At 37.7% G+C, this 18,394-nt stretch carries 12 protein-coding genes and 2 pseudogenes; 12 read left to right on the top strand and 2 right to left on the bottom strand.

Annotated features, from left to right (window positions below):
• Positions 1-187: 187 nt before the first annotated feature.
• From HT698_RS05285 to HT698_RS05260, 6 genes are all read left to right on the top strand, one after another.
• Complete coding sequence (locus HT698_RS05285; RefSeq protein WP_173219700.1) at positions 188-1,381, top strand: O-antigen ligase; 1,194 nt, start codon at positions 188-190, stop codon at positions 1,379-1,381.
• A 692-nt stretch (positions 1,382-2,073) separates the two neighbouring features.
• Positions 2,074-4,062 (top strand): peptide ABC transporter substrate-binding protein, encoded by a 1,989-nt coding sequence (locus tag HT698_RS05280; RefSeq protein ID WP_173219697.1) that lies wholly within the window; start codon positions 2,074-2,076, stop codon positions 4,060-4,062.
• Positions 4,063-4,128: 66 nt separating this feature from the next.
• Entirely contained in the window at positions 4,129-5,625 is a 1,497-nt protein-coding gene (locus tag HT698_RS05275; protein ID WP_000759899.1) for an ABC transporter permease, read from the top strand.
• Positions 5,625-6,551 (top strand): oligopeptide ABC transporter permease OppC, encoded by a 927-nt coding sequence (gene oppC / locus HT698_RS05270; RefSeq protein WP_000103703.1) that lies wholly within the window; start codon positions 5,625-5,627, stop codon positions 6,549-6,551. Before HT698_RS05275 ends, oppC begins: the two co-directional genes overlap by 1 nt.
• Positions 6,552-6,559: 8 nt before the next feature.
• Positions 6,560-7,627: an ABC transporter ATP-binding protein gene (locus HT698_RS05265; RefSeq protein ID WP_000159551.1), complete on the top strand. Its 1,068-nt coding sequence runs from the start codon at positions 6,560-6,562 to the stop codon at positions 7,625-7,627.
• 10 nt (positions 7,628-7,637) lie between these two features.
• Entirely contained in the window at positions 7,638-8,564 is a 927-nt protein-coding gene (locus HT698_RS05260) for an ATP-binding cassette domain-containing protein (protein ID WP_173219694.1), read from the top strand.
• Positions 8,565-8,977: 413 nt separating this feature from the next.
• Here the strand turns inward: HT698_RS05260 and HT698_RS05255 are convergent, their stop codons facing one another.
• Both HT698_RS05255 and HT698_RS05250 read right to left on the bottom strand, forming a co-directional pair.
• A complete protein-coding gene (locus HT698_RS05255) occupies positions 8,978-9,856 on the bottom strand; it encodes a LysR family transcriptional regulator (RefSeq protein ID WP_173219691.1) in 879 nt (292 codons plus the stop codon).
• A gap of 127 nt (positions 9,857-9,983) precedes the next feature.
• The gene (locus HT698_RS05250; RefSeq protein ID WP_164226984.1) at positions 9,984-10,334 is read right to left on the bottom strand and encodes a helix-turn-helix transcriptional regulator; all 351 of its coding nucleotides are present in this window, start codon (positions 10,332-10,334) and stop codon (positions 9,984-9,986) included.
• Positions 10,335-10,692: 358 nt separating this feature from the next.
• Between HT698_RS05250 and HT698_RS05245 the strand changes: the two genes are divergently transcribed.
• From HT698_RS05245 to HT698_RS05220, 6 genes and pseudogenes are all read left to right on the top strand, one after another.
• Entirely contained in the window at positions 10,693-12,318 is a 1,626-nt protein-coding gene (locus HT698_RS05245) for a malolactic enzyme (RefSeq protein WP_173219688.1), read from the top strand.
• Between the two features lie 76 nt (positions 12,319-12,394).
• Entirely contained in the window at positions 12,395-13,342 is a 948-nt protein-coding gene (locus tag HT698_RS05240; RefSeq protein ID WP_173219685.1) for an AEC family transporter, read from the top strand.
• Between the two features lie 33 nt (positions 13,343-13,375).
• Positions 13,376-15,889: pseudogene (gene mprF, locus HT698_RS05235) on the top strand (bifunctional lysylphosphatidylglycerol flippase/synthetase MprF).
• 103 nt (positions 15,890-15,992) lie between these two features.
• Positions 15,993-16,112: pseudogene (locus HT698_RS05230) on the top strand (IS630 family transposase); the annotation flags it as partial.
• Positions 16,113-16,503: 391 nt separating this feature from the next.
• Complete coding sequence (locus HT698_RS05225) at positions 16,504-17,481, top strand: ABC transporter substrate-binding protein (protein WP_173219682.1); 978 nt, start codon at positions 16,504-16,506, stop codon at positions 17,479-17,481.
• An 11-nt stretch (positions 17,482-17,492) separates the two neighbouring features.
• On the top strand, positions 17,493-18,386 hold the full coding sequence (locus tag HT698_RS05220; RefSeq protein WP_173219679.1) for an ABC transporter permease: 894 nt from the start codon (positions 17,493-17,495) through the stop codon (positions 18,384-18,386).
• The last annotated feature ends 8 nt before the right edge of the window (positions 18,387-18,394 follow it).

Below are 18,394 nucleotides of genomic sequence, written 5' to 3'. Positions count from 1 at the left end.
AAATCCCCTCATCTGAAAGCGTTTCAGATTAAGTTCCGCTATGGTGGAAGTTAGTGTGAGACGTTACCATGATAGGGTTTTTATTTTGGAAAACGTTTCCTTTGTTTTCAAATTGCTAAAAAAGTGGTACAATATAGGATAGCTTACTATTATCTGAATCAACTGATTTGGAGAGAAAGGATTCATTTTGAAATCAATAGGCTTTATTGAAAAGCTGAGAGGGTTGTCTAGTAAAGAGCTGATTTTATTGGGAATTATCCTGAGTATCTTTTTACCCTTTTATCTTTTTGTAGTTGTATTCTGTTTATATATTATCAGTTTGATTTTTACAGGAGACATGAAAAGTATTCTTCAGAAAATGGGGGAGCATCCGATGCTGCTTCTTTTTCTTGGCTATAGTACTGTTATATCCGTTTTTGCACAAAATTGGATGGGAGTTGTGGCTTCAGTAGGAATTCTTCTATATACTGTTTTCTTTTTGCACTATCAGTCGATTTTATCACATAAATTCTTTCGCTTGATTTTGCAGCTCGTCTTGTTTGGTAGTGTATTGTCAGCTGTTTTTGCGAGTTTAGAGCATTTCCAAATTGTGAAGAAATTCAACTATGCTTTTCTTTCACCAAATATGCAGGTGTGGCATCAGAATCGTGCAGAAGTGACCTTCTTTAATCCTAATTATTATGGAATTATTTGTTGTTTCTGTATCATGATTGCCTTCTATCTGTTTACAACGACCAAGTTGAATTGGTTGAAAGTATTCTGTGTGATTGCAGGCTTTGTGAATCTCTTTGGATTGAACTTTACTCAAAATCGAACTGCTTTTCCTGCTATTATCGCTGGAGCCATTATCTATCTCTTTACGACCATTAAAGACTGGAAGGCCTTTTGGCTTAGTATTGGGGTCTTTGCGATTGGCTTGAGCTTCCTCTTTTCTAGTGATTTGGGAGTTCGGATGGGGACTTTAGACTCTTCTATGGAAGAACGCATTTCTATCTGGGATGCTGGGATGGCCTTGTTTAAGCAAAATCCTTTTTGGGGTGAGGGGCCATTGACCTACATGCACTCGTATCCTCGGATAAATGCTCCTTATCATGAACATGCTCACAGTCTTTATATTGATACGATTCTGAGTTACGGAATTGTGGGAACTATTTTATTAGTTTTGTCTTCTGTGGCTCCTGTTCGCTTGATGATGGATATGAGTCAGGAGTCGGGGAAACGCCCGATTATCGGCCTTTATCTATCTTTCCTTACAGTGGTTGCTGTGCACGGAATCTTTGACTTGGCCCTCTTCTGGATTCAGTCAGGCTTTATTTTCTTGTTAGTTATGTGCAGTATTCCATTGGAGCATCGAACCTTGGTATCGGACATGACGGATTAAGTATATAAGATTACAATCTTCTACCTTGGGTGGGAGATTTTTATATACACTGGACATGTCGTGCATCTGAGGTGTAAGTCCTCTGTAGGGCTCCACTATCGGTGAATACAATAGCTCTCCCCAAGCCTGACTATCGTGAGGTAGTGGATTAAAATGGTCTGGGGATAGATCGTTTTAAGTCTGACGCAGGAAATAAGAATTGTCAAAGGAAGGGATAGCGAAATCGTGGCACTACTAACAGGAACGTGATAGCAAGGCGTATATAGTGGATAAGGTAGCGAGAAATTTTAAAGTATAAAAGATAGTCTTAATCTATATGTGTAAATCACGAAAGTAATTGAATTCGGAATAAGGTTGGTGTGAAAAAGATATAGTAAATTGAATCTTGAATACTAGAATGATACTTCTACAATATTATTATAATTTAATTTGAATTCCAAAATCACATTGTTCAGTCCGTATTTCATTTTACTATAGGTCTTTCTAAGCTCCAAAGTTTCTGCGTCAAATTTCCTATTTTCGCTGGAGCCTTTGATACTTCGAACGACAATTTGAATCATATATTCAGAAAAAATGAAAAATTTGTGTTAATAAGCCTAAATATTCTGAAAATTCGTTTATTTTTCTTGAAACATCTTAAAATCTATGGTATAATTGATAACAACCTATACTTTATTACGAGGAGTGAAGAAATGAAAAAAAGTCAAGTGCTTGCTGTAGCAGGAGCTACCTTATTAGCGTCAGGAGTTCTAGCTGCGTGTTCAAACACTAGTTCAAATAATGCGAAACTAGCAAAAGATTACCAATATGTTTATCAAACAGATCCAGAAACTTTGGATTATATTGTCAGCAATATCGATTCAACATCATTCATCACAACAAATGCTGTAGATGGTTTGTTGGCTAATGATAAATATGGTAATCTGGTTCCTTCTATTGCTGAATCATGGACAGTTTCAAAAGATGGTTTGACGTATACCTATAAAATCCGTAAGGATGCTAAATGGGTGACAGCAGAGGGAGAAGAGTACGCTCCTGTCACTGCTAAAGACTTCGTTACTGGTTTGAAACATGCGGTAGATGGGAAATCAAAAGGACTTTCAATCGTTAGCTCTTCTATTAAGGGATTAGAAGCCTATATCAAGGGTGAAACAAGCGATTTTTCAACCGTTGGAGTAAAAGCACTTGATGACCAAACACTAGAGTATACCTTGAACCAGCCAGAAACTTTCTGGAATGACAAGACAACTAGTGGTGTTTTGATGCCAGTTAATGAAGAATTCTTAGCTTCAAAAGGGGAAGGTTTTGGTTCTCCAACAGATGCTAACTCTATTCTTTATAATGGTCCATTTGTCTTGAAGGCTGTAACTCCTAAATCATCTATCGAGATGGCTAAAAATGATGCTTACTGGGATAAAGAAAATGTAAAAATTGAGAACGTTAAGTTCACTTTCTGGGATGGTAAGGATCAAGATGTAATTGCCAAAGGTTTTTCTGATGGTCAATATAGCAAGGCTCGTATTTTCCCGACAAGTTCGACATATGAAAAATATGCAGCTGACTTCAAAGATAACATTTACTTTAATGAACCAGGTGCGGGTGTTGCAACTGTCAGCTTGAACTATGGCCGTACAACTTATAACCACACTGCCAAAACAAGTGATGCCCAAAAGACATCTACTCAAAAAGCTTTGTTAAATAAGGAGTTCCGTCAAGCCTTGAACTTTGCGGTAGATCGCAGTTCTTATTCAGCTCAAACAAATGGTACTGATGGAGCTGCAGTAGCCATCCGTAATACATTTGCACCATATAATCTTCAAGTTGGTAAGAAAACATTTGGTGAATTGGTACAAGATAGCTTGGCTAAGACAAATTCTTCTACTTGGTCAAACGTATCTCTAGCAGATTCTCAAAATGGACTTTACAATGAAGAAAAAGCTAAAGAAGTCTTTGCTAAAGCTAAATCAAGCCTACAAGCTGAAGGTGTTGAATTCCCAATCCACTTGGATGCCTTGGTTATCCAAGAATCAACAGCGGTTGTAAACCGTGTTCAATCATTGAAACAATCAATTGAAAAAGTATTGGGTTCAGATAATGTTGTTGTAGACTTGCAACAAATGACTCAAGCAGAAGCTTTACCAATTTCATTTAGTGCTCCAACAGCTAAAGAGCAAGATTGGGATATCCACACCTTGCTAGGATGGAACCCTGACTATCAAGATCCTTCTACTTTCTTAGATCAGTTTGTCATCAAGGGAGGAAACACTCGCCTTTACCTTGGTATTGACCAAAACACTGATGCATCAGTAGTAAGCAAACTTGCTTTAGCTGACTATGGAAAATTACTTGATGATGCAAACAGCGAAAACCAAGATGTTCAAAAACGTTATGAAAAATACGCGGTAGCACAAGCTTGGTTGACTGATAATGCTTTGACAATTCCAGTAATGGCTTCTCCTAAAGAAACAGCCGTTTCATATGTTTCAAAAGTTCTACCATTTAGCTCATCATATTCTGTAGCCGGCCTTAAAGGTGAAAATTCAGGATACTTGAAGTACACTGAAGTTGGTGAAAAAGCAATCACCAAAGAAGAGTATGAAAAAGCTCGTGAAAAATGGTTGAAAGAAAAAGCTGAATCAAATGAGAAAGCTCAAAAAGAATTGGCAAGTCATGTGAAGTAAATAATTTCTAATAGAACTTTCTCTCCATGAGGAGAAGGTTCTTTTGGGATTTTTAAAGGAAATAATATGAAAAAATATATTTTTATGCGTGTTTTGCGGTCATTGGTTTCGATTTTCTTAGTAACGACTTTGACCTACACGATTATCTATACCTTGGTTCCTCGAAAATTGATTTTCAAACAGGACCCTAACTATAATAAAATTGCGACAACGGCTGATAAACGTGATAACTATGAAAATACTGTGTTTGAGCGTATGGGCTACATTGAGTATTATGATACTAAGGAGTTGCAAGAAAAGGCAAGTAGCATGGATTCTTCTGTAACAGTAGAGGCAAATGCGACCAATAAAGCTATTTATGAAAAGTACATCAATCAATTAGGTCATGGTTGGACTTTGGGAGAATTTACTGAAAGTGGTCAATTCTATGCTACTCGTGAAATTCCAATTTTTGAACGTGTTTTTCACTTCTATGCTAACTTGATTGATATTGATCATACAAATAAAATTCAAGACCCTGAAAATCCAGACTTGAAACGCTACCTTCGTTTCGAAAATGATCCAGCTATCGGATGGTCATTGGTCGGTTCAGGTACTAAACATAAATATCTCTTATACTTCAACAGTCAGTTCCCATTTGTGCATCAAAATTTTGTGAATATCAATTTAGGTGACTCTTATCCAACCTATGCTAATACACCAGTTCTTCAGGTTATTACTCAAGGTCAAGGACAGACCAAAACTGCCCAAGTTCAGTTCCCAACAGGTAAGAAAACGTCTTCTGTAAATATTTACTCAAGAACCTACAAGTCACCTAGTCAGGCTGACTCTCGTGAAGTAGCTAGCTATGGGAAAGATGATCCTTATACAGCGACTGAAAGTAATTACCAATATCCATCTATGATTGTCAGCTCTGCTATTGCTGGTTTGATTGGTTTGGTGATTTCTTATGCGATTGCCGTGCCACTTGGTTCAGCCATGGCTCGTTTCAAGAACACTTGGATCGATAGCTTCTCAACAGGGGCTTTGACCTTTTTGATGGCACTTCCAACAATCGCCCTTGTTTATATTGTTCGATTGATTGGTTCCTCAATTGGTTTACCAGATTCATTCCCTATCTTGGGTGCTGGAGATTGGCGTTCTTACGTTTTACCAGCAGTTATCCTTGGTTTGTTGGGTGCTCCTGGTACAGCTATTTGGATTCGTCGTTACATGATTGACTTGCAATCTCAAGACTTTGTTCGTTTTGCTCGTGCAAAAGGTTTGTCTGAAAAAGAAATTTCAAACAAACACATCTTCAAAAATGCCATGGTTCCGCTGGTTTCAGGAATTCCTGGTGCCGTTATTGGGGTTATCGGTGGTGCAACCCTTACTGAAACAGTCTTTGCCTTCCCAGGTATGGGTAAAATGTTGATTGACTCTGTAAAAGCATCTAATAACTCTATGGTCGTTGGTCTTGTCTTCATCTTTACATGTATTTCTATCTTCTCACTTCTTTTGGGAGATATTTGGATGACCATTATTGACCCACGTATTAAATTGACTGAGAAAGGAGGCAAATAATGTCTACAATCGATAAAGAAAAATTTCAGTTTGTAAAACGTGACGATTTTGCCTCTGAAACTATTGATGCGCCAGCATATTCTTACTGGAAGTCAGTGTTTAGACAATTTATGAAGAAAAAATCAACTGTAGTCATGTTGGGAATCTTGGTAGCCATCATTTTGATGAGTTTCATCTACCCAATGTTTTCTAAGTTTGATTTCAATGATGTCAGCAAGGTAAACGACTTTAGTGCTCGTTATATCAAGCCAAATGCTGAGCATTGGTTCGGTACAGACAGTAACGGTAAATCTCTTTTTGACGGTGTCTGGTTCGGAGCTCGTAACTCTATCCTCATTTCTGTGATTGCGACAGTGATTAACTTGGTTATCGGTGTCTTTGTCGGTGGTATTTGGGGAATTTCAAAATCAGTTGACCGTGTGATGATGGAAGTTTATAATGTCATCTCAAACATCCCATCTCTTTTGATTGTCATTGTCTTGACTTACTCAATCGGAGCTGGATTCTGGAATCTAATTTTTGCTATGAGTGTGACGACATGGATTGGAATTGCCTTCATGATCCGTGTGCAAATCTTGCGTTACCGTGATTTGGAATACAACTTGGCGTCACGTACTTTGGGAACACCGACCTTGAAGATTGTTGCCAAAAACATCATGCCACAATTGGTATCTGTTATTGTGACAACCATGACTCAAATGCTTCCAAGCTTTATCTCATACGAAGCCTTCTTGTCTTTCTTCGGTCTTGGATTACCAATTACAGTGCCAAGTTTGGGTCGTTTGATTTCAGATTATTCACAAAACGTAACAACCAATGCTTACTTGTTCTGGATTCCATTGACAACTCTTGTCTTGGTATCCTTGTCCCTTTTCGTAGTTGGTCAAAACTTAGCGGATGCTAGTGATCCACGTACACATAGATAGGAGTAGAAATGACAAAAGAAAAAAATGTAATTTTGACTGCTCGCGATATTGTCGTGGAATTTGACGTTCGTGACAAAGTATTGACAGCCATTCGCGGCGTTTCCCTTGAACTAGTTGAAGGAGAAGTATTAGCCTTGGTAGGTGAGTCAGGATCAGGGAAATCTGTTTTGACAAAGACTTTCACAGGTATGCTTGAAGAAAATGGTCGCATTGCCCAAGGAAGTATTGACTACCGTGGTCAGGACTTGACAGCCTTGTCTTCTCATAAAGATTGGGAACAAATTCGTGGTGCTAAGATTGCGACGATCTTCCAGGACCCAATGACTAGTTTGGACCCCATTAAAACAATTGGTAGCCAGATTACAGAAGTTATTGTAAAACACCAAGGAAAAACAGCTAAAGAAGCAAAAGAATTGGCCATTGACTACATGAATAAGGTTGGGATTCCAGACGCAGATAGACGTTTTGATGAATACCCATTCCAATATTCTGGAGGAATGCGTCAACGTATCGTTATTGCGATTGCCCTTGCCTGCCGACCTGATGTCTTAATCTGTGATGAGCCAACGACTGCCTTGGATGTGACTATCCAAGCACAGATTATTGATTTGCTCAAATCATTACAAAACGAGTATCATTTCACAACAATCTTTATCACTCACGACCTTGGTGTGGTGGCAAGTATTGCGGATAAGGTAGCGGTTATGTATGCAGGAGAAATCGTTGAATATGGAACTGTTGAGGAAGTCTTCTATGACCCTCGTCATCCATATACATGGAGTCTCTTGTCTAGCTTGCCTCAGCTTGCTGATGATAAAGGGGATCTTTACTCAATCCCAGGAACACCTCCGTCACTTTATACTGACCTGAAAGGGGATGCCTTTGCCTTGCGTTCTGACTATGCAATGCAGATTGACTTCGAACAAAAAGCTCCTCAATTCTCAGTATCAGAGACACATTGGGCTAAAACTTGGCTTCTTCATGAGGATGCTCCAAAAGTAGAAAAACCAGCTGTGATTGCAAATCTCCACGATAAGATCCGTGAAAAAATGGGATTTGCCCATCTGGAAGACTAGGAGGAAGGAAATGTCTGAAAAATTAGTAGAAATCAAAGATTTAGAAATTTCCTTCGGTGAAGGAAGTAAGAAGTTTGTCGCAGTTAAAAATGCTAACTTCTTTATCAACAAGGGAGAAACTTTCTCGCTTGTAGGTGAGTCAGGTAGTGGGAAAACAACTATTGGTCGTGCTATCATCGGTCTCAATGACACAAGTAATGGAGATATCATTTTTGAGGGTCAAAAGATTAATGGAAAGAAATCGCGTGAACAAGCTGCGGAATTGATTCGTCGTATCCAGATGATTTTCCAAGACCCTGCCGCAAGTTTGAATGAACGTGCGACTGTTGATTATATTATTTCTGAAGGTCTTTACAATCATCATCTGTTCAAAGATGACGAAGAACGTAAAGAGAAAGTTAAAAATATTATCCGTGAAGTGGGGCTTCTTGCTGAGCACTTGACTCGTTACCCTCATGAGTTCTCAGGTGGTCAACGTCAACGTATCGGTATTGCCCGTGCCTTGGTCATGCAACCAGACTTTGTTATTGCGGATGAGCCAATTTCAGCCTTGGACGTTTCTGTTCGTGCCCAAGTCTTGAACTTGCTCAAAAAATTCCAAAAAGAACTTGGTTTGACCTATCTCTTTATCGCCCATGACTTGTCGGTTGTGCGCTTTATTTCAGATCGTATCGCAGTTATTTACAAGGGTGTTATTGTAGAGGTTGCAGAGACAGAAGAATTGTTTAACAATCCAATTCATCCATATACTCAAGCCTTGCTTTCAGCGGTACCAATCCCAGATCCAATCTTGGAACGTAAGAAGGTCTTGAAGGTTTACGACCCAAGTCAACACGACTATGAGACTGATAAGCCATCTATGGTAGAAATCCGTCCAGGTCACTATGTTTGGGCTAACCAAGCCGAATTGGCGCGTTACCAACAAGGGTTAAACTAATATTGGTTTTATAATTTCCATGCCAACTTTTATGGAAATTATAAACCTTTTTTGTTGGACTGATTTGAAAAACTTTGGAAGCGTTTTGAAAGAATTTTCGAAAGAAATAGAATTCTTAGAAAATCATTGAATTATAGTGAGATGAAATAAAATCTGAACAACTTTATTAGGAAAGTCAAATTCATTTCTAGAAAAGTTTTAGAAGTCGCGGCGTATTACTCTAGTTTCAATCTACTATAGTCTAATACTCTTCGAAAATCTCTTCAAACCACGTCAGCTCTATCTGCCACCTCAAAACAGTGTTTTGAGCAACCTGAGGTTAGCTTCCTAGTTTGCTTTTTGATTTTCATTGAGTCTAATATCTACAATGTAAAAAACTCTAGCTATCAGTTCATTGATAGTTAGAGTTTTTTCTATTCATATGATTTAAGGAGATTAAATAAGGCTTCTACTTCTGATGACGGTGTAGCTGATTTAAGGTAAGCGTAATAAACTGTAAAAGTTATCTTATCCTTCGGTATAAGAGGAATTTTTATTAAATCATCATCTTCATCAGAAAGTGCGATATCAGCCAGTAAACTAAGGCCGATCCCTTTCTTTAAAAGTTCTTTAAGGATGGCAATGTCATCAGTCTTAAAGAATATTTCTGCCTTGTTTTGATACTTTTGATTAAGCATTTCAAAAGCTTTCAGGTGAACAAAGTGTTCATCTAAGAGTATAAAGGATTGATCTGCTAATTCTTCAAAAGCGAGGGAAGGAGCAGTGGCAAAAGGATGGTTCTTAGATAAAACGACATACAGTTCTTTATGAAATAGCTCGTGTGACTCTATTGAAGGATAGTTGAGAGGTTCAATCAAACCGAGTAGGCTTGCATCAAGGTCTCCTTTGATGAGAAGGTTTAATAACTCCACGGAGCCACCGCGGATAGGGCGTACCTTTTTTAAAAAATCGAATTTATCTTTTTCGTTTAAGGCAGCAAAGAGATACTGAATGATAATAGGAGGGAATCCTACAGTAGAGTATTGTGCCAAGGAGCGATTAATTTCTTTGCGAGTAGAAATGACCTCAGGTAAAATCAGTTCTGTATGCTTTAGAAGGATTTGTCCTTGAGGAGTTAGCTTGAAGGAACGATGCGAGGGGTCATGGTGAATCAATTTGCAGTTAAAGGATTCCTCTAAGCGCTTGATAGCATAAGAAATAGATGGTTGGCTGACTTTATGTTGTTTTGCTACTTCCGTATAGGATTGAAGCTGGCAGAGGTCATAAAAATATTGTAGATCTTTTAAATTCATATGGGCTCACTTTCATTAGTTGGAGAAGGAAAATAAGTGGAAAACAGCAGATAAATAATTTTTATCCGTATCCTACAATTTGACTATACGAGTATTCACCAGTTAAAATGTAAGTGAGTCAGGAATCTCAAAGATTATCTAAGATACTCTCAAAAATGACCAACATCTTTTCTCGTTTATCAATAGGGAGCTGTTTAATCTTCATGTTGATTCTTTTGAGTGAAAGATTGCCACTCTTATCAGAGGTTGATTCAAGGCTATCAAAATTGAAAAATTCCTCTGGGGTCATTTCTAGGGCGTCAATCACTTTTTCAAGACTGTGAATGGTCAGATTCACATTTTGGTTTTCAAGTTGATTGATATATTTAAGCCCGAGTCCTGCTTGTTCCGAAAGTTCTTCCTGGCTCATTTTATTCTGTGTTCGAAAATATTTCACTTTTTGGGAAATATATTGTTGTAAATAGTTTTTAGTTGTCATATAAATAGAATACAAGTTTTATATGACAAAAAAACACCTTAAAAAATACAAAGTACTACATAGCGAACTTATATGATATTTATTTTAATTAGGATTGTCAATTTGTATGATTGGTTTATTTTACTCGAAACTTTTAGTAAAGAGTGATCATCGAGAGTTTGATGAGTTCAGAAATTTATAAAATATAACAACTTAAAGTATTATCAATAATAGTGTTTTAAGTATAAAAGAGCCTATTAGAAATTGTTCTCGTAGACTCATTATAACATATGCGTATACAATTGTATTATTTAAACAACAACGTTTTATGAACAATTCGTTTCATGTGGTATAATATAAGTAAAAAGGAGGTTGCACTATGACTGCACATGATATTTTAAACAATCCTTTCCTCAATAAAGGTACTGCCTTTACCTTAGAGGAGCGAAAGGAACTAGGCCTTATTGGTTTACTGCCACCGTATGTTCAAACGATTGAAGAACAAGCGGCGCAAACTTATGCACAAATGCAAACAAAAGCCAATGATCTGGAAAAACGTCTTTTCCTAATGGAAATTTTTAATACCAACAGGACTCTTTTTTATTACCTCTTTTCTCAACATTTGGAAGAATTCAATCCAATTGTATATGATCCAACCATTGCAGATACCATTGAAGGCTATAGTGATCTTTTTGTAGATCCCCAATATGCGGGATATCTTGATATCAATCATCCTGAAAATATTGAAGCCACTTTGAAAAACGCTGCCGGGGGTCGCGAGATTCGTCTCATTGTTGTAACAGATGCAGAAGGAATCCTTGGAATTGGCGACTGGGGAACAAATGGTGTCGATATTTCTGTTGGGAAATTGATGGTCTATACGGCTGCTGCTGGAATCGATCCTTCAATGGTCCTTCCTTTAGTCATTGATGCAGGGACTAACCGTGAAGAACTTCGTAACAATCCTAATTACTTAGGAAATCGTCACGAACGGGTCCGCGGAGATCGTTACTACGACTTCATTGACCAATTTGTTCAAACAGCAGAACGTCTCTTTCCTAAACTTTACCTTCACTGGGAAGATTTTGGTCGCTTGAATGCTGCCAATATTCTTGAAAAATACCGGAAACAAATTCCGACCTTTAATGATGATATTCAAGGTACGGGAATCGTTACCTTGGGTGGTATCTTTGGTTCGCTGGATATTAGTGGTGAAAAATTAACAGATCAAGTTTATCTCTGCTATGGTGGTGGTACTGCGGGTGCAGGAATTGCCTCTCGTGTTCTTCGTGAAATGGTAAGTGAAGGTCTTTCTGAAGAAGAAGCCTATAAACGTTTCTTTATGGTTGATAAACAAGGTCTTCTCTTTGATGACATGGATGACTTGACACCAGAGCAAAAACCATTTGCTAAGAAACGTGCTGATTTTAGTAACGCAGATAAGTTGACTGACCTGCTTGAAGTAGTGAAGACTGTGAAGCCAACTATTCTTGTAGGAACTTCAACTCAGCCTAATACCTTCACTAAAGAAATAGTAGAAGCTATGTGTGAAAACACAGAACGTCCAATGATTTTCCCTTTGTCAAATCCAACTAAATTGGCAGAAGCTAGTGCCAAAGATTTGATTGAATGGTCAGATGGCAAAGCTTTTGTCGCAACAGGAATTCCTGCTGATACGGTTTCTTATAAAGGTGTAGACTATGTGATTGGTCAAGCAAACAATGCCCTGATTTACCCAGGTCTTGGTCTAGGTATGCTGGCTTCTGAAGCAAGTCTTTTGACTGATGAAATGATTGGAGCAGCGGCGCATTCATTAAGTGGTATTGTCAATCCAGGCCAGCCAGGAACTCCTGTCTTGCCGCCATTCAAGTATGTAGCAGATGTTTCTATTAAAGTAGCAGAAGCAGTCGCTGAAAAAGCACAAGAGCAAGATCTTGCACGCGCTAAGGAAACAGATATGGCCAAAGCAGTTCGTGATTTGAAGTGGTATCCAGAGTATAAATAATTCATTTCTGCTGCTATCCTTCTATAGTGGCAGATTTGTATGGGCTGTGGACTTAAGTAATTTAGAAAGGACACCTATGTCACTCTTTTTAACTTCGATTACGAGTATCATTCCGATTATTGCTATTATTGTTTTGGGGTATATTCTTCAGGTGAGGGGATGGTTTGGGGATGCCTTTGGACCTAACCTGTCTCGTTTAATCATGAATGTAGCCTTGCCAGCGTCAATCTTTGTGTCGGTGATGAAATACCTAACGCTAGATAAACTAATCAGTCTTTCTGGAGGACTCTTTTATACTTTTGTAGCATTTAAATTGGGCTATATCGTAGCTTATATTGCAGTTAGGCTTTTCAAGGTTCGTCCAGGACGGCGAGGGACCATGATTAATACCTTTGTGAATGCCAATACTATTTTTATCGGTCTACCATTAAACGTTGCTCTTTTTGGTAATCAGGCTCTTCCATATTTCTTAATTTACTATATCACCAACACGATTTCTACCTGGACATTAGGCGTGTATGTGATGACGAGCGATAGTAAATCGGGTCAAAGCAAGAAGAAAACTAAATTTGACTGGAAGAAATTGCTTCCAGCTCCGCTTGTAGGTTTTCTTGTCGCTCTACTATTTTTGATTCTCCGAATCTCCATTCCAGATTTCGCAACGAATACCTTAACTTATGTAGGAAATATCGTCACTCCCTTATCTCTGATTTATATTGGTATCGTTCTTGCAAAGGCAGGCTTGAATACTATTACTTTTGATAAGGATACAATTGTCACTTTAGTTGGACGCTTTATCCTAGCTCCTCTGATTATGCTTCTTGTATTGAAGTTCTCTGCACCAAATATGGCGACAGTAGAATTTAAGACCTTTATGATTCAGTCCGCTACACCAGCTCTAGCTGTTCTCCCAATCCTTGCTAATCAGGGAAAAGGAGACGTGGAATTCTCTACGAATGTGGTGACTCTAAGTACGGTTCTATTTATCGTTGTTATTCCAATATTACAAACTTTATTAGGATAAGAGGATGAGCTTGTGAGAACAATTTTGAATTGCATGAAAAAATGGCAGACACTCATCAAGATTACCTTATTTTTATCTATTGTTAGTCTCGTTATTGTAGAGATAATCAGACTTTTTAAGACAATTTCGTTTGATAAGGTTGGAGCAATCTTGGGGGAACTCTCTCCAATAAAACTGATTTGTTTAGTTTTCTTTGGTTCTATGGCTGTTGCGCCAATGATGCTCTATGATAGAATCCTAAATAAAGAACTTAATCAGAAACAAAAATTATCTTACTTACTAGAAACAAGTTGGACTATAAATAGCTTGAATAATATGATTGGCTTTGCCGGTTTGGTGGATGTTGGTTTACGCTATTCTTTCTATGGAGATGAAGAACGCTCTGAAAAAAGTATGCAAGGAATTTCTCGTGTCATCCCTTATTTTATGAGTGGTTTCTCACTGTTTGCACTGATAAGTTTAATTTTCACAATTATATTTCCTATTTCAATGGGGATTAAACAATATTGGCCAGCTCTTTTGGGAGCTTGTCTCTATCTTCCAATTATTTTATTTGTTTCAAATAGAAAAAAATGGGTCTATTTTGGTCAATTGAGTGGAAGGACAATTTTATCTTTAGTGCTAACTTCTGCCCTTGATTGGGCTAGTGTATTAAGTTTTTTCCTTTTGGTTGGGTATGTTTTAGGCTACAATTTACCAATTTATGATGTAATCCCCCTCTTTATGATTGCTATTACAATTGGCATTATATCGATGATTCCTGGTAGCCTAGGTAGTTTCGATTTAATTATGGTATCTGGTTTAGTTGCCCTTGGTATTGATAAAGATCAGGCGCTAAGTTGGTTACTAGTATTTCGTTTATTCTATTATATTCTTCCTTTCTGTTTAGGAGTTGTTTTATTCTTTAAAAATATGGGTGGCCGACTTAATGAGAAATATTTGGGAATTCCCCAAAAGGTTATTGAATCACTATCCACTATAGTATTGGTTTGGGGGTTGCGACTTTTTGCTTTCTTCCTCGTGGTGTCAGCTATAGTTCCTCAAGAATTAGGACATCTTCCTTTGTTTAAAGAACTTTCACCTAGCACTGGACAGTTTGTTTTTCAACTTCCTAGTATCATTCTCGGCGTTCACTTCTTCCTTCTTGCAAGACTAGTTAAACGACGTTTAAAATTTACATTACCATTAGCTACTGTACTAGGTCTAGTAAGCCTTGTTTATTTGAATATTGGTAGTTTTTCATTAGCAAGTAGTTTTTTTCTAATCATTATTTTGTCTATCATATGGTGGATTAGAAATACATTTGTTCGCAGTCATTATATTTATGCTTGGGAAGATTGTTGTAAGGATATATCGTATATTGGTGGAAGTTTCTTCTTGACCCTTGTTTTGTTAGGACATTTGAACCCTCATCATGTATTTGAAGTTAAACATCTTCCTCATTTGATTACACACTGGATTCATCTTTTTGGCTCGTCTCTGATATTGGTGATTTCGTATGTTTTGGTACTCCGTGAGAGTAATCAAACCAAAGAGAATTTTGGAGAAGTTTTCGATAAGCAACGTTATCAAGACTTTATTGCAACAATACCAAATATAAATTTAGATGCTGCCCTGGCTTATTTAGATGACAAATACCTTTATTGGTACCAAGAGGATGGTCAAGACAAGGTTGTTTTCCAATTTGCAATTGAAAATAATAAATGTGTCGTTATGTCGGATCCACTGGCACAGTCAGGATACTTAGAAAAAGGCTTATCGAAGTTTTTAGAGGATGCGGAGGACACAAATGTCTCTGTTATTTTCTACGAAATTAATCAAGAAACCACCCTATTACTTCATGAATATGGGTACGACTTTATGAAATTTGGGGAGACTGCTCAGGTATTACTCGATAGATTTACAACCGAAGGAAAACAAGGAAAGAAATTTAGAACAGTTGTTAATCGATTAGAAAGCAAGGGGTAGCAATTCCAAGTATTACAACCACCTTTTGATAAGAAGTTGCTTAACACCCTTAAAGAAATATCGTATAATTGGCTAGATGGTCGTCAAGAAAAAGGGTTTTCACTTGGATTTTTTGATGAGAAGTACATTCAATTAGCACCAATAGCCCTTGTAAGGGATAAGGAAGATAAGGTTCAGGCTTTTGTTACCTTTTTAGCTTGTAATGGTCCTGAAGAAGCTAGCATCGATTTGATGCGCTACCACTTAAGGACAGTACCCAATGGTATTATGGATTATCTCTTTGTGAAATTATTACTTCATTTTAAAGAAGAAGGAGTTAGTTTATTTGAATTAGGTATGGCGCCGTTGTCAAATGTAGGAACTGAGAAACATAGCTTTCTACAAGAAAAAGTAGCCTATCTCATCTATGCCTTCACTAATCGATTCTATTCATTTAGTGGTCTTAGACAGTATAAACAAAAGTTTAATCCTATTTGGACACCTAGATATGTTGCCTATCCTCGGGATACTTGGCTTATTTTGGATATGTTAGCAATCTACAGAGTTGATAACCGAAAAGTAAAGAGATTGTCGTATTGACTATTGGTTTTAAACAGTATAAAATAACTGTCGATTTTTTGTCCGACTGCTAAGAGTCAGTTTAATACTATACTAAAATCAAAACGCATTATATAATAGTGATATGAAATCAACCAAAGAAGAAATACAAGCCATCAAAACACTTTTAAAAGGCTCTAGTACAACTAAATACCATAAAAGTCTTCAAATCTTTCTATTTTGTCTAATGGGCAAATCTTTGAAATTATCCTAAAAGAATTGAAAGCTCCTTGAAAGAATTTTCAAAAAATTTTAAAAAATTCTGAAATATTCTTGACAGCTAATGAAAAAGGTGGTAAGATAGGAAACATCAAAAAAGAAAGCAGAAAAAGAAATGAATAAAAGACAAGCTGTAACGATGAATCAAAACTTTTACTTTAGCTACTTTAGATAGTGTTTGTAGACATGTCACCATGGATGCAAACAGTTCAAGCAATTTGTTTGTATCTATGTGGCTAAGATTTTTGATTGTGGTCCATATAGATGAATATCTAAATGGACTAGCTAAGTTGTAACTTGTTAGATTATTTCAAGCATCCGTTTAGATAGTATCTAGGCGGTTTTTTGTTTTATCTTTTCTGAGAAGGAGTTTCATTATGAAAGTTGTTCGAAAATTACTAGCACCCCTCTTGGTAGTGGGAATTCTCTTGACCTCTCTGATCAGTTTGCATCAGTTGAAGGCAGATAAGAAAAAAGATGTGTTTCGTATCGGTATTTCGCAATTTATTACCCACCAGTCTCTAGATGCTACTAGAGAAGGCTTTGTAGATGAACTGGCTAAACAAGGCTATGTTAAGGGGGAAAATATTGAGATTGATTTGCAAAATGCACAGGGAGAACAACGAAATCTAAAAACGATTTCCCAGCAACTAGCAGAATCTAGTGATGTCGTTCTAGCTATCGCAACGCCTTCTGCTCAGAGCTTGGCCAATACAACACAAGCGACACCTGTTATCTTTTCAGCGGTAACAGATCCTGTCAGTGCCAAGTTGGTTAAGTCAAGAGAGCATCCTGGGAGCAATGTAACTGGGACAAGCGATCAGTCATCAGATGCCATTTCAACCCAAATCAATTTGATAAGGAAAGTGTTGCCAAAAGCTAAAACAATTGGAATTCTCTATACTCAGAGCGAGCCAAACTCAGTTGTCCAAAAGGATGAAGCTAAGCGTCTTCTGGAAGAAAAAGGATTTACCGTTGTTGAAAAAACAATCTTGGACAGTAATAACGTCAAGGCTGCGGCAGAGAGCTTGATGACAGAGGTGGATATGGTTTTTGTACCAACGGACAATATCATTTCATCAACCATGGAAACAGTTAAGCAGGTTTCTATTAAACACAAGGTTCCAGTATTTGGTGGTTCAACAGAAATGATTGCTGTGGGTGGCTTGTATAACTACGGAACCAATTATGAAGAATTGGGAAGACAGACAGCAAGAATGCTGGTTCGTGTCTTAAAAGGTGAGAAGCCAGAAAATATAGCAGTTGAGTTGCCTGAAAAGCTGGAATTGCATACCAATCAAGAAATGGCAGATGCATTGGGAATTGATATTAGTAAGTTAGAAGGCAAGGAATAAGGAGGTTTGAGATGAATTTTGTATTATCTAGTTTATCAGAAGGTTTGTTGTGGTCGATTATGGCGATTGGGGTCTACTTGACTTTCCGTATTTTGGATATTGCGGATATGACTGCTGAGGGAGCCTTTCCACTGGGGGCGGCTGTCGTCGTATCTCAGATACAGGCAGGGACAAATCCTTGGATTGCGACCGTACTTGCTTTGTTTGCAGGTATGGTAGCAGGTCTAGTATCAGGAATGCTCCATACCAAGATGAAAATCCCAGCACTCTTGACAGGGATTGTGACCTTGACAGGGCTTTATTCGATCAATATTAAAATTATGGGCAGTGTACCCAATCTTTCCTTGGGAGATTCTTCAACTGTCTTTAAACAGTTGGCGAGCTTAGGACTGACAACTGAAGAAGCTGTTTTCACGCTCAGCTTGGTTTGTCTCTTACTTGTTTGTTTGGTCTTGACTCTTTTGATGAAAACGGAGATTGGATTAGTCTTGCGTTCGACTGGGGACAATATTCCGATGAGTGAGGCAAATGGGGTTAATGTAGACACCATGAAGATTGTTGGTTACATGATTTCAAACGGCTTGATTGCCTTATGTGGTTCCTTGTTTGCCCAAAATGATGGATTTTCAGATGTGACTTCTGGGACAGGAACCATCGTTGTTGGTTTGAGTGCAGTTATTATTGCGGAAGTTTTGATACACGATTTGACCATTGGAGGCCGCTTGTTATCCATCGGAATCGGTGCTATTGTTTACCGTTTGATTATTTTAAATATCTATGAAATTCCAAATCTAGATCAAAACCTGGTTCGTCTCTTTAATGCAATCTTGCTTGCCTTGGTTTTATTTGCACCAGAATTGCAAAAGAGATTAAAGATTCGTGGTTTGAAACTGAGAAATGAATAGGAGGAGAA

The sequence above is a fragment of the Streptococcus sp. 3109 genome, from assembly GCF_013276905.1.
Lineage (GTDB): Bacteria > Bacillota > Bacilli > Lactobacillales > Streptococcaceae > Streptococcus.
The sequence above is the reverse complement of the archived record's forward strand: the minus strand, read 5'-3'. Positions and strand labels throughout refer to the sequence as shown.

What these genes read in the sequence shown, in the direction of transcription:
- HT698_RS05280 (WP_173219697.1), top strand. Translation starts at nt 2,074, where the DNA reads ATGAAAAAAAGTCAAGTGCTTGCTGTAGCAGGAGCTACCTTATTAGCG.
- HT698_RS05275 (WP_000759899.1), top strand. Translation starts at nt 4,129, where the DNA reads ATGAAAAAATATATTTTTATGCGTGTTTTGCGGTCATTGGTTTCGATT.
- oppC (WP_000103703.1), top strand. Translation starts at nt 5,625, where the DNA reads ATGTCTACAATCGATAAAGAAAAATTTCAGTTTGTAAAACGTGACGAT.
- HT698_RS05265 (WP_000159551.1), top strand. Translation starts at nt 6,560, where the DNA reads ATGACAAAAGAAAAAAATGTAATTTTGACTGCTCGCGATATTGTCGTG.
- HT698_RS05260 (WP_173219694.1), top strand. Translation starts at nt 7,638, where the DNA reads ATGTCTGAAAAATTAGTAGAAATCAAAGATTTAGAAATTTCCTTCGGT.
- HT698_RS05255 (WP_173219691.1), bottom strand. Translation starts at nt 9,856, where the DNA reads ATGAATTTAAAAGATCTACAATATTTTTATGACCTCTGCCAGCTTCAA.
- HT698_RS05250 (WP_164226984.1), bottom strand. Translation starts at nt 10,334, where the DNA reads ATGACAACTAAAAACTATTTACAACAATATATTTCCCAAAAAGTGAAA.
- HT698_RS05245 (WP_173219688.1), top strand. Translation starts at nt 10,693, where the DNA reads ATGACTGCACATGATATTTTAAACAATCCTTTCCTCAATAAAGGTACT.
- HT698_RS05240 (WP_173219685.1), top strand. Translation starts at nt 12,395, where the DNA reads ATGTCACTCTTTTTAACTTCGATTACGAGTATCATTCCGATTATTGCT.
- HT698_RS05225 (WP_173219682.1), top strand. Translation starts at nt 16,504, where the DNA reads ATGAAAGTTGTTCGAAAATTACTAGCACCCCTCTTGGTAGTGGGAATT.
- HT698_RS05220 (WP_173219679.1), top strand. Translation starts at nt 17,493, where the DNA reads ATGAATTTTGTATTATCTAGTTTATCAGAAGGTTTGTTGTGGTCGATT.